Raw genomic sequence first — 11,738 nt, 5'->3', positions numbered from 1 at the left:
GGCGGTCCGGGGCGGCGATCCGGGCGCGCACTTGGGCGGCACAACGTCGGACTTACTGGTAACACTCTTGACAGATGTTTCAGACATCGACAAGCTTCGGTTGGAGAGCGCTCTCCTAGCCACCTCCCGACGGTGACGGCGCGCCGCGACGGAGGCCCGTGCACACACCGACGACCACCACCGATCGGAGGATTCGCATGCGCAGAGCCAACCCGGTGCGACGACGACTGCTCGCCGTCGCCGCCGCAGCCGTCACCGCCGTCGCGGGCCTCACCCTGCCGCAGCACACCGAGCCGGCCGCCGCGGCGATCGGCGGACTGTCCTGGCAGGACGAGTTCAACGCGCCCGCCGGCACGCCCGTCGACCAGAGCCGCTGGCGGTTCGACATCGGCGGGCACGGCTGGGGCAACAACGAGCGGCAGTACTACACCAGCAGCACCAGCAACGCGGTGCACGACGGCCAGGGCAACCTGGTGATCACCGCCCGCCGGGAGAATCCGGCGAACTACCAGTGCCACTACGGGCGATGCGAGTACACGTCCGCCCGGCTGCTGACGGCGGCGACGTTCACCCAGGCGTACGGCCGCTTCGAGGCGCGCATCAAGGTCCCGCGTGGGCAGGGCATCTGGCCGGCGTTCTGGATGCTCGGCAACGACATGGGCAGCGTCGGCTGGCCCGCCGCCGGCGAGATCGACATCATGGAGAACATCGGCCGCGAGCCGAACACCGTGTACGGCACCATCCACGGGCCCGGCTACTCCGGCGGTGGCGGCATCACCGGCAGCCGCACGATCGGCCAGCCACTGGCCGACGCCTTCCACACCTACCGGGTCGACTGGGAACCGAACTCCATCGTCTGGTACCTCGACGGAGTCGAGTACCACCGCGTCGACCCCGGCCGGCTCGGCGGCAACCGGTGGGTATTCGACCACCCGTTCTTCATGATCCTCAACGTCGCGGTCGGCGGAAACTGGCCCGGCTACCCCGACGCGACCACGCAGTTCCCGCAGCAGATGCTCGTCGACTACGTCCGGGTCTACCGCTACACCACGGACGGCGGCGGCACCACCCGGATCCGGGGCCAGCACAGCGGTCGCTGCATCGACATCCCCAGCGCCAACCCGGTCGAGGGCGCGAAGCTGCAGATCTGGGACTGCAACACCACCGCCGCGCAGGCGTGGACCTTCGCCGCCGACGGCACGGTGCGGGCGATGGGCAAGTGCATGGACCCGGCCTGGGCCGGCACGGCCAACGGCACCGAGGTCAACCTGGTCAGCTGCAACGGCAACCCGGCCCAACGGTTCACGCTCAACGGCTCCGGCGACCTGGTCAACCTGAGCTCGAACCGGTGCGTCGACGTCCGGGACTGGGTCAGCGGCAACGGCGGCAAGCTCCAGCTCTGGGACTGCACCGGCGGCGGCAACCAGAAGTGGTCCCGGTTCTGAAGGGGAAGGTCCTGGACGCCACCGGCAACAGCTCCGCCGACGGCACCCGGTTGCAGATCTGGGACCGCCACGGCGGCGCCAACCAGGTCCGGCGCCTGCCCTGACCGTACGCACGGCGCCCGCCGACGCCCATCGGGCGCGGCGGGCGTCCGCGGCGCGCGCGAGCGATGCCGTCCAGGTCCCGCGACCGGCCGCCGGTCACCGACGGCGAGCAGGGCCGGCGCCGTCCGGGACCGGGTCGCCGGGCCGTTGCCGGGGCGCCGCGGGTTGCGGCCCGGCCGCCGCCGGCAGCAGTTCGGTACGCTCGGCGATCAGGCGGGCCACCTCGTCGAGGGTTCCCTCGGAGACGTTCCCGGCCGACGGCGGCGTCCACAGGCTCCACCACACCGGATCGGTGATCCGCCGCCACCACGGCCGCGCGGCCCGCCCGGTGCGGATCCGGTGCACCCGCGAGGCCAGTTCGCTCAGGACGGCCAGGCTGTCGCGGTCGCAGTCGATGCGCTGCGTCCGGATCTGGGTGACCAACCGGCGCAGCCCGTCGTCGGAGCGTAGGCGGCGGATCAGCTCCGCCAACGCGGCGGCGTCCAGAACCCGCTGCGGGGAGAGCGACGCCAGGCGACGCCGGTCGACCCGCTCGCACCTCAGGTAGCTCACCACGAGCAGGAGACAGAACGCGCCGCCGAGTAGGTAGCCGGCCCAGGTCACGTAGTCTTCCACGGTCGGGTAGTTGCGGGTGAGCCACACCTGTACGACCAGCATCAGGGGCAGCACCGCCACGATGGCGAGCATCCGCGACATCGCCCGGACGCGCTGGTCCGCCTTCATCCGCCGGAACGTCCGGGCGCCGGCCGGGACGACGGCGAACGGCAGGAACGCCCACCGGGAGATCCGGACGTCGAGGCCCCACGCCACCGCCGCGACCGCCGCACCGGGCCAGAACACCGCGTACGGAACCGCGGTTAGGAACAGCAGCCCCCAAGCGGCATGGCCCGAGGCCGGCCGGCCCGGATCGACCGCTATGCCGATCCCGACGAGCAGGCTCACGAACCGGACGCCGGTGTGGACGACGGCGTCCGAGGACCAGCTGACCGCGGTCGCCCGCCGCGCCCGCATCAGGTTCAGCCAGGTGTCGAGGCCCCAGAACGCGGCGATGAACGAGAACGCCAGCGCCCAACCGGTGACCCAGCCCACCCGGGAACCCCCGCCCTGCACGCCCGCACCGCCCACGAAGACGAGGGTGACAAGCAGAGCGGTCAGCGGCGGCGTCCACCGCAGCAGCCGGGCGGCGCGTAGCTGCGGGAGCGGATCGCCCAGCCGGGACAGTTGCGCCCGGACGGGGGGCCAGTCGAACAGCAGCCGCCCCTGCGCCGCCTGCTCCATCAACCCCAGCCGCAGGTGCCGGCCCAGCTCCGGGGAAAGGGCCGGCATCCGCCCGGCGTACCGGTGGGCGGCGCTGCGCAGCAGCAGGCTCTTCGACGTGAACGATTCCTCGAGGACCGTCTCGGCGGCGGAGGGCTCGGCGAGGAGCGACGCCTGCACCGCCCACAGCTGGTGGTGCCGCCGCCCGGACGCCCAAGCGGCGTGGACCAGCGTGGTGACGGTGGCCCGCAGGTCGTCCGGGACGTCCTCCGGCCGTCCGGCGAGACCCGTGTCGAGCAGGTCGAGCAGGTGCAGGCTGTGCGGTGGCCACCCGTGGTCGGGCGGCGCCGCCTCCGTCGCGCCGGTCGGGACGTCCGCCCGCGCGCCGGCCGGCGGCATCGCCGCCACGCCCTCGGCCAGGAGCTGCGCGGCCCGGGTCACCAGCGCCGCCACGGCGTCGCCGCGCTGCGTCTGCAGCATCGCGACCGCGGTCTCGCGCCACCGGCCGTCGAGCAGCAGGCGGTCGGCGGGCACCCGGTTCGGCTCCCGGATCACCACGCAGGTGGCGAAGTACTCCTGGAACCGCCGGTGGGCGAACGTGAACCTGCGCTCGTCCCCGGCACCGCTGCCCTCGGGAGCCTGCGCGAGCTTGACGTACTCCAGCGCGTCGAGGTGCCGCGCCAGGCGGGCGGAATCGACCGGCCCACCGGCGACGTCCACGCCGGACAGGAGCCGACCCACCTCCGTCCGGGTCGGGCTCAGCCCGACCCCGGACTCGGCCGTCAGCCGGAACGCGATCTCCTCCGCGACCTGGCGGAGCTCGACCGGGTCCACGTCGAAGCGGCGCCGGACCCGCTCCCGGTCGCGTTCGAGCCGACTGTGGACGAACGTCTCGAAGACGGTGTGCGAGGACCCCGGGAAGGAGCCGGTGGTGCGGACGTGTTCGCAGAGCAGACCGAGCAGCATCGGGTTGCCGGAGAGCTGCGTCACCAACGGATCGGCGCTGGTGAGCGCGGCGTACACCTCCGCCTCGGCGGCCGGCTCGAGATCCGCCTTGCGGATCAGCTCCCGCTTCTGCCGCTCGGTGAGGCGCTGAACGGTGAACCGGGGCCACCCGAAGCGCCGTGGCCCCTTGAACTCGCGGGACGCGATGACGCCGGGGCTCACGTTCATCCCGTGCAGGAAATCGTAGAGGGCGTCGGCGTACCGGCCCACCGTCTCGTCCAGTTCGGTGGCGGTGAGCACCTCCGGGATCTCGTCGAACGAGTCGAACAGGAACAGCCAGGTGCCCTCGCGCATACCCGCCGCGAACTCGTCGGACAGGAACTGCTCCACGTCACGGCTGTTGGCCCGGTTGAGCTGCTCCAACACGAACGTGCGGACGGTCTCGGCGTCCAGCCGCCCGTCGATCGGCCGTAGCTCCTTCAGGTTGACGTAGAGAGGGATCCGGCTGTCCAGCCGGGGGCGTCGCAGCACCCGGTTGGCCATCGCCCGGGCGGCGTTGCGCAGGGCCACGCTCTTGCCCGACCCCGGCTCCCCCTGGAGGATGATCAGCCGTTCGTCGCTGCGCTGCAGCGCGCGGGAGAGGGACTTCTCCCGGCGCAGTGACGCGCGCCGGTGGCCGATCCAGCGGGGCAGCAGGCGGCCGCGGCCGCCCTCCGTCTCCACCTCCGCCTCCAGCCGGGCGAAGCGGTGGTCCCGCCACTCCTCCTTCTCGTCCAGGCGGCGCAGCTGGCTCTCCACGTGGTCGGCGAAGAGCGCCCGGCGCCGGACCCGGCGGGGATCCCGACGCCGGTCCCACCAGCCCTTGGCGTACCGCAGCACCCCGGCCAGACCGCGCAGCAGCGGCGTCAGGGAGAGCAGCATGACCGCCACCGACGCCGCGCCGAACAGCCACGGAGCCCAGCCCGGCCGGCCGAGCCCCAGCCAGCCGAGCAGCGCCAGGTAGTACTGGTAGACGCTGGCCGAGCCACCGGGATCGGGAGCGGTCTGACCCATGTGTACGGACACCTCCGGCGGCAGAGATCACCAAACTATTCGATCCACCGATCACCGGTGAGTCGCCAACCGGACAGTTCACCTCGGGCCGGACGGATGGCTCGCGTCCGGGTCACCGGCCCGGGCGGTATGAGCGAATCGGTATAGATCCTTTTCTATCGGTGCGGGTTAGGTTGACGCTGGCAGCCCGAGCCGGACGGTATGCCGCGGCGGACGCGCGGCGGGGCACCGAGCCGGCCGGCGGTCACCGGCGTCACCGCGCCGTCCACTGACCCCGATGGACGGCGCACCCCCGGCGCCGGTCCCACCCGTCATCGCCCGCGGCGCACCCCCGTCCCGCGCCGCGGCCCTCGACCAGGAGGCCACGCATGAGACGAAGCCTCGCCGCCGCAGCAGCGATCCTGCTGCTACCGGTAGGCGCCATCGCCGTCGCGGCACCAACCGCCACGGCCTCACCCACCACGACCGTCGCCGCCGCTCCGGTGGAGGCGGCATCGTCCGAGATGTTCGCCGCGATGCAGCGCGACCTCGGGCTGACCGCCGACCAGGCCCGCACCCGCATCGCCAAGGACGAGAAGGGCAGCCGTACGGACGCCAGCCTGCGCAGGTCGCTCGGCGCCGCGTACGCCGGCGGGTGGCTGACCGCCGACGGCCTCGTCGTCGCCGTCACCGGCAAGGCGGCCGCCGAGCGGGTGCGTGCCTCCGGCGCGCAGGCCCGGATCGTCGGCCGCAGCGGCGCCGACCTCGACCGGGTCAAGTCGACCCTGGACCGGCACGCCGCGAAGGCGCCGGCCGAGTCGATCGCGGGTTGGTACGTCGACGTCACCACCAACACGGTCGTGGTGCTCGCCCGCGGTGACCGCGCCGCCGCCTCGGCGTTCGTCCGGGCGAGCCGGGTCGACGCGGCCGCGGTCCGCGTCGTCGCCACCACCGAGGCGCCGCAGACCCTCTACGACGTCCGCGGCGGCGACGCCTACTACATGGGCGGCGGGCGCTGCTCGGTCGGCTTCTCGGTGAACGGCGGGTTCGTCACCGCCGGGCACTGCGGCAGCACCGGCACCGCCACCCAGGGCTACAACCAGGTGTCCCAGGGCACCTTCCGCGGGTCGTCGTTCCCCGGTAACGACTACGCCTGGGTCCAGACGAACTCGAACTGGACGCCGCAGCCGTGGGTGAACAACTACTCCGGCGGCAACGTCACCGTCGCCGGCTCCACCGAGGCGGCGGTCGGCGCCGCGGTGTGCCGCTCCGGCTCGACCACCGGCTGGCGCTGTGGCTCGATCCAGGCCAAGAACCAGACCGTCAACTACCCGCAGGGCACCGTCACCGGCCTGACCCGCACCAACGCCTGCGCCGAGCCGGGCGACTCCGGGGGGTCCTGGCTCTCCGGCCAGCAGGCCCAGGGCGTCACCTCCGGCGGCTCCGGCAACTGCAGCACCGGCGGGACCACCTACTTCCAGCCGGTCAACGAGATCCTCTCGGTGTACGGCCTCACGCTGCGCACCAGCGGCGGCGGTGACCCCCCGCCGCCGCCGACCGGCTGCTCCGGCTACGAGGCGACCTACACCGGCAGCATCTCCTCCGGGCAGAGCCGCTACCAGCCGAACGGCAGCTACTACTACTCCTCCGTCTCCGGCACCCACCGTGGCTGCCTCGACGGGCCGACCGGCGTCGACTTCGACCTCTACCTGCAGAAGTGGAACGGCTCCACGTGGGTCGACGTGGCCGGCTCGTACAGCCCCGGGCCGGACGAGAGCCTCAGCTACAACGGCACCGCCGGCTACTACCGGTTCGAGGTGCACGCGTACAGCGGCTCCGGCAGCTACACGATGGGCATCACCAATCCCTGATTTCTGAACCCGCACGTCGCTGACGGCGGGGCGTGGATCCTCCCGATCCGCGCCCCGTCGCCACGCACCGGACCGGGCCGGGCGGTGCCGGGGCCGCCGACAGCGCCGCGCGACGGCGCCCGGGTCACCCGGCGGCGCCGGGCGCGGTGTGCCAGTAGAGGGTGGGACCAGACACGTCCGGCCCGCCGTACAGATCCCGGATCGCCGCCGCCGTCTTGGCCGTGTAGACCGGATCGGCGACCACGCCCGCGTGGTCGCGCAGCCAGCCCGCCGCCTCGACGCTCGGCCCGGACGGCATCCCGTACCCCGGACCCAGCCACTCGCGACGCAGGTCGAACGGCGCGAGCGCCAGCGCGGCCGGAACCGGCGCGCCGTGCCGGCGCAGCAGCCGTGCGGTCGCGGTGGCCAGGCGACGGACCTGAACCGGACCCACCCGGGTCCGGTCGTTGACGAGGATCCCCACCACCCCGGTGGGCAGCCCGGCGAGCGCCAGCCCGAGGATCAGCCCGGCGGCCGTGCCGCCCGAGCCGACCGGTACGACGACGCGCCGGGGCGCGGGCAGTTCTCCGGCGGCGACCTGCTCGGCGAGTTCGAGGGCCGCCTCGACGAAACCGAGGCAGCCGTGCGCGTTGGACCCGCCGACCGGCAGCAGGCCGGGCCGGTGCCCGCGCAGGGCCGCGCCGACGAGCAACCGGCCCGCCGTCAGGTACGCCCCGCTCACCGTGTCAACCCGGTGCATCGTGGCGCCGGCCGCCAGCACGGCCGCCATCTGTTCCTCGACGTGCTCGTCGTACGGCTGCTCGACGGCGACGACGTGGGCCCGGATCCCGGCGTCCGCCGCGTAGCGGGCCACCGCCACGGCGTGGTGACTTCCGGTGCCGCCACCGGTCACCACCACCCGGCACCGCCGCCGCAGCAGGTCCGCGAGGCTCCACTCGAGCTTGCGGACCTTGTTGCCGCCGTACCGGTGGCCGTACCGGCTGTCATCCTTGACCCACAGGTCGTCCGGGTCGATCCGGCGGACCGGGGTCGGGCCGGCGCCCAGCGGCAGGAACGGCAGGCGGGGCGCGAGCGCGGGGTAGCGGGAGTGCAGGCGGGGTCCGGTCATCCCATCCGTCCTCGCTCCACAAGGGATCGACATCTGTTCACAACCCACGCCTAGCATAGGCACGAGCCGATCGGTGCGGGTCGGCGTGGCGGGCGGCGGGAGGCTCCGGTGTTCGGACGTCGCGAACTGGGCGTGGTCGTGGTGGTCGTGGCCTGCCTCGCCGGCACGGGCGCACCGGCCGCCGGCGCGGACCCCGCCGTCCCCGCCGGGACGTACTACCTGCAGAGCGTCCGCACCGGCCTGAACGCGGCGGAGCACGGCGGGGTCGTGTTCCAGCGGTCCCCACGCGGCGACGAGGACCGGCAGCAGTGGCGGCTGCGCGACACGCCCGAGGGGCGGCTGCTGGAGAACACGGTCACGCCCGGCCGGTGCCTCGGGCACCGGGACGCCGCCGCGGTCGCCGTCGACTGCGCCGAACCGGCGGCCCGGTGGGTGGTCACCGTCACCGGCCCCGAGCGGTACGCCCTCGCCGAGCCCGGCACCGGCCGCGTGCTCACCGCCGTGCCCGGCCGTGCCGAGCTGACCCTGGAGCCGGCCGGCGCGAGCTGGTATCTCACTCCCGTCGAGCCGGTGACCCGTCCGCTGCCGCCCGAGGACGAGCGCCGCCTCGACCAGGTGACGTTCCTGACCGCGCACAACGCCTACGCCAACGGCGTCGACGGCGGTTTCGCCCCGCCCTTCATCGACCTGTTCCCCAACCAGGTACGCGGCATCGAACGGCAGCTCGCCGACGGCGTCCGGGGCTTCCAACTGGACATCCACCAGACCCGGGACGGCGCCATCCTGTGCCACAACAGCTGCTTCCTGGTGTCCCGGCCGGTGGCGCTCCGGGTCGACCTGCAACGGATCGTGGACTTCCTGCGGCGCAACCCGCGGGAGTTGGTCACCGTCTTCCTGGAGGACTACGTCAGCGCCCCGGTGCTCCGCGCCGAACTGGCCGGCGTCCACGGGCTGACCGACCTGCTGTACCGGCCGGACCTCGACGGGGTGCCCGCCACCGGCTGGCCCCGGCTGCGCGAGCTGCGGGACCGCGACCGGCGCTTGCTGATCTTCACGGACCGCCGTCGCGAGGACGACCAGGCCGGCGGGCTCACCCGGGACACCTTCGGGGTGCTCTACCAGCGCGAGTGGACGGTGGAGAACCACTGGTCCATGGGGCCGGGGGTCGGCGGGAGCGACTGGACGTGCGTGAGCCGGTGGCCGGACCGGCCGCTCGCCCACGGCGGCGAGGAAGCGTTCCGGCCGCTGTTCGTGATGAACCACTTCCGGGACACCCCGGTGCCGGTGACCGCCGCGACCGACAACGGTCGCCTGCTCAACCGGGCGCAGCGGTTCTGCCAGCCGGCCGCCCGCAAGAAGCCGAACTACGTCGCGGTCGACCGCTACGACCTCGGCGAACCGGCTTCCGCGGTGGCCGCGCTGAACACCTACTGGTACTAGCTGGCCCGGCTGAACCCCCGCCGGCCGGCCCGCGACCGCTGGTTCTCCGCCGACGCGCGCTGGTCGTCGGTCCCGAGCATCCGGTTGGCGGCGTCCAGCCCGGTCAGCGCGGCGCCGTAGGCGGCGACCTCGCGCTGGAAGTGCTCCACCTTGGAGTACCAGAACTTCAGCTCGGGGTTGGTCGTCTTGGCGTTGATGTAGTTGACGATGTCGGTGTCCGGCGTGATCCCCCGCCGCGCGTAGCACCGGTCGAAGCGGGCCTTGGTCCGCTCGTACCTCCCGGTCATGGCGGTCAGGTGGGCCTCGGCCTCCAGCAGCCGGTCCCGCAGGTACAGCACGTAGGTGCGCGGGATCGGCGCGGCGGCGGACGCCGGACGGGTGATCGTGGTCATCGTGATCGGCCTCCTTCCTCCGGCTGATCGGTCCGCTCGGCGCCGGCGGTGGCGCGGGCGGCCCGCACTCCGGGTGCCGTCCGGCGGCACTGCCCGGCGACCGGTGTGCAGTGACGTTCTTCTACCCTCCGGGACCGGCCGGTATGCCGCACGACCCGCACCCGCCCGCGGGCGGGGCTTTTCGTCGACAAGCCGGTGGGCGGCTCAGCCCTGCCGCGCCTTCTGGCGGGGATCCTTCTTGTTGATCACGTAGACCTTGCCGCGGCGGCGGACCACGATTGAGTTCATCTTCCTGGTCAGCGCGCGCAGCGAACTCCGGACCTTCATGCCGCCCGACTACCCGCCCCGCGGAACCACACACCACATCGCCATCCATCTATTGACACATGTTGTTAACGGTTGGGACGCTGAGAGAGCGCTCTCTCGTCCCCGTCCCGACATCCCGAGGAGTTGCTGTGGTAATCCGAAGAAGACTCCTGGCTGCCCTCTCCGCCCTGGTCGCCGCCGCCCCGCTCGCCGTGGTGGCCGCGTCCCCCGCCCACGCGGTCGGCCCCGCGCTGCTGCCCGTCACGGTCACCAACAGCACCGGCCGCGGCGAAGCCGTGCACCTCTACGTGATCGGCACCCAGCTCGCCACCGGCCGCCTCGGCTACGTCAACCAGGCCGGCACGTTCGTCCCCTGGTCCGGCGGGCAGATCCCGCCGGCCCCGGCGCCGGACGCGTCGATCCCCGGCCCCGGCACCGGCGGCAGCACCACGATCCGCTTCCCGCGCGGCTTCTCCGGCCGCGTCTACTTCTCCTTCGGGGAGAAGCTCCGGTTCTTCCTGACGCCCGACGGGCTCGTGCAGCCGGCGCCGTGGGCACCCGGCGACGCCAACCGCGACATCCTGTTCGACTGGAGCGAGTTCACCTACAACGACGCCGGGCTGTGGCTCAACAGCTCGCAGGTCGACATGTTCGCGGTGCCGCACGCGGTCAGCGTCACCGGGGCCGACGGCGTCACGAAGCGCACCGGGGACGTGGTCGCCAACGGCCGCAACGCGATCATCGACGGCATCCGGTCACAGGCCGGCTGGGCGAACACCGTACACACCCGGTCCGACGGGACGGTGCTGCGCGTCCTGGCGCCGGGCAAGGCCGCCGGCGCGGGCCTGCTCAGCCCCACCTACCTGGACCCGTACATCGCCTCGGCCTGGAACGCGTACACCACCCGGACGCTCACCGTCGTGCCGTTCGCCCACCAGCCGTCCGTCCGCTACTTCGGCCGGACCAACGGCAACGTCATGACCTTCACCAACGGCGCCGGCCAGGTGGTCGCGTCGTTCAACCGGCCGTCGTCGGCCAGTGTCTGGGGCTGCGACGGCGACCTTCCCGCACCGAACGACCAGGTGGTCGGCCCGATCTCCCGTACGCTCTGCGCCGCGCTGAACCGGGGCACCCTCGGCACCATCGACACCCAGCCCAGCACCAACGCCGCCGAGTTCTACCGCAACAACCCGACCAACCACTACGCCCGGGTCATCCACGCCAACATGGTCGACGGCAAGGCGTACGCCTTCGCCTTCGACGACGTCGGCGCCTTCGAGTCGCTGGTCCACGACGGTGACCCCCGGTCGGCCGGTCTGATCCTCAGCCCGTTCGGCTCCGGCGGCCCCGGCAACCCGGGCGGCGGGTCGGCGCTGGTGAGCAACTGGAACAACAAGTGCATCGACGTGCCCGCCGCCAACTTCAGCGACCGGGTTCCGCTGCAGATGTGGGGCTGCAACGGCACCAACGCGCAGCAGTGGACGTTCACCGGCACCGCCGTGCGGAGCCAGAACAACAAATGTATGGACGTCGACGGTGGCGCGACCGGCAACGGCGCGGTCGTCCAGCTCTACGCCTGCAACGGCACCGGCGCCCAGCAGTTCAACCTCACGGCGGCCGGCGACCTGGTGAACCTGCAGGCCGGCCGGTGCGTCGACATCAAGGACTGGAACGGCGCCGACGGCGCGCGGCTCCAGCTCTGGGACTGCGCCGGCACCGCGAACCAGCGGTGGCGACGCGGCTGAGCGGCCACGGGTCCAGGGCGGGCCGGCCCGCTGGCCCGCCCTGGCGTCGGATCAACGACAGCGTCCACCGCGGCGAACGCTCCACATCGACCAGA

The 11,738-nt window shown here is 72.9% G+C and carries 9 protein-coding genes; 5 read left to right on the top strand and 4 right to left on the bottom strand.

Annotated features, from left to right (window positions below):
• Positions 1–197 precede the first annotated feature (197 nt).
• Together ABTW87_RS06890 and ABTW87_RS30200 are read left to right on the top strand one after the other, a co-directional pair.
• On the top strand, positions 198–1,445 hold the full coding sequence (locus tag ABTW87_RS06890; protein WP_350649283.1) for a family 16 glycosylhydrolase: 1,248 nt from the start codon (positions 198–200) through the stop codon (positions 1,443–1,445).
• Positions 1,430–1,549: an RICIN domain-containing protein gene (locus ABTW87_RS30200; protein WP_502891536.1), complete on the top strand. Its 120-nt coding sequence runs from the start codon at positions 1,430–1,432 to the stop codon at positions 1,547–1,549. The genes ABTW87_RS06890 and ABTW87_RS30200 overlap by 16 nt, the downstream gene beginning before the upstream one ends.
• A gap of 94 nt (positions 1,550–1,643) precedes the next feature.
• On the opposite strand, the gene ABTW87_RS06885 is transcribed toward ABTW87_RS30200, so the two are convergent.
• Entirely contained in the window at positions 1,644–4,802 is a 3,159-nt protein-coding gene (locus tag ABTW87_RS06885; protein ID WP_350649281.1) for an NACHT domain-containing protein, read from the bottom strand.
• Between the two features lie 368 nt (positions 4,803–5,170).
• Here ABTW87_RS06885 and ABTW87_RS06880 point away from each other — a divergent pair, with 368 nt between their 5' ends.
• Positions 5,171–6,652: a S1 family peptidase gene (locus ABTW87_RS06880; protein ID WP_350649280.1), complete on the top strand. Its 1,482-nt coding sequence runs from the start codon at positions 5,171–5,173 to the stop codon at positions 6,650–6,652.
• A gap of 124 nt (positions 6,653–6,776) precedes the next feature.
• On the opposite strand, the gene ABTW87_RS06875 is transcribed toward ABTW87_RS06880, so the two are convergent.
• Positions 6,777–7,760 (bottom strand): 1-aminocyclopropane-1-carboxylate deaminase/D-cysteine desulfhydrase, encoded by a 984-nt coding sequence (locus ABTW87_RS06875; RefSeq protein ID WP_350649278.1) that lies wholly within the window; start codon positions 7,758–7,760, stop codon positions 6,777–6,779.
• Positions 7,761–7,868: 108 nt separating this feature from the next.
• On the opposite strand from ABTW87_RS06875, the gene ABTW87_RS06870 reads away from it, so the two are divergent.
• Positions 7,869–9,200, top strand: coding sequence for a phosphoinositide-specific phospholipase C-related protein (locus ABTW87_RS06870; RefSeq protein ID WP_350649276.1), 1,332 nt, complete (start codon positions 7,869–7,871; stop codon positions 9,198–9,200).
• On the opposite strand, the gene ABTW87_RS06865 is transcribed toward ABTW87_RS06870, so the two are convergent.
• Both ABTW87_RS06865 and rpmJ read right to left on the bottom strand, forming a co-directional pair.
• Entirely contained in the window at positions 9,197–9,592 is a 396-nt protein-coding gene (locus ABTW87_RS06865) for a hypothetical protein (RefSeq protein ID WP_350649274.1), read from the bottom strand. The genes ABTW87_RS06870 and ABTW87_RS06865 overlap by 4 nt on opposite strands.
• A 204-nt stretch (positions 9,593–9,796) precedes the next feature.
• Positions 9,797–9,919 carry a 50S ribosomal protein L36 gene (rpmJ, locus tag ABTW87_RS06860; protein ID WP_130325900.1) on the bottom strand — a complete coding sequence of 41 codons (123 nt, stop codon included), beginning with the start codon at positions 9,917–9,919 and terminating at the stop codon, positions 9,797–9,799.
• Positions 9,920–10,047: 128 nt separating this feature from the next.
• On the opposite strand from rpmJ, the gene ABTW87_RS06855 reads away from it, so the two are divergent.
• Positions 10,048–11,643 carry a glycoside hydrolase family 64 protein gene (locus ABTW87_RS06855; RefSeq protein WP_350649271.1) on the top strand — a complete coding sequence of 532 codons (1,596 nt, stop codon included), beginning with the start codon at positions 10,048–10,050 and terminating at the stop codon, positions 11,641–11,643.
• Positions 11,644–11,738: the final 95 nt, after the last annotated feature.

It is taken from the genome of Micromonospora sp. NPDC126480 (assembly GCF_040302465.1).
In the GTDB taxonomy this organism is placed as follows: domain Bacteria; phylum Actinomycetota; class Actinomycetes; order Mycobacteriales; family Micromonosporaceae; genus Micromonospora.
The sequence above is the reverse complement of the archived record's forward strand: the minus strand, read 5'-3'. Positions and strand labels throughout refer to the sequence as shown.

What these genes read in the sequence shown, in the direction of transcription:
- ABTW87_RS06890 (WP_350649283.1), top strand. Translation starts at nt 198, where the DNA reads ATGCGCAGAGCCAACCCGGTGCGACGACGACTGCTCGCCGTCGCCGCC.
- ABTW87_RS06885 (WP_350649281.1), bottom strand. Translation starts at nt 4,802, where the DNA reads ATGGGTCAGACCGCTCCCGATCCCGGTGGCTCGGCCAGCGTCTACCAG.
- ABTW87_RS06880 (WP_350649280.1), top strand. Translation starts at nt 5,171, where the DNA reads ATGAGACGAAGCCTCGCCGCCGCAGCAGCGATCCTGCTGCTACCGGTA.
- ABTW87_RS06875 (WP_350649278.1), bottom strand. Translation starts at nt 7,760, where the DNA reads ATGACCGGACCCCGCCTGCACTCCCGCTACCCCGCGCTCGCGCCCCGC.
- ABTW87_RS06865 (WP_350649274.1), bottom strand. Translation starts at nt 9,592, where the DNA reads ATGACCACGATCACCCGTCCGGCGTCCGCCGCCGCGCCGATCCCGCGC.
- rpmJ (WP_130325900.1), bottom strand. Translation starts at nt 9,919, where the DNA reads ATGAAGGTCCGGAGTTCGCTGCGCGCGCTGACCAGGAAGATGAACTCA.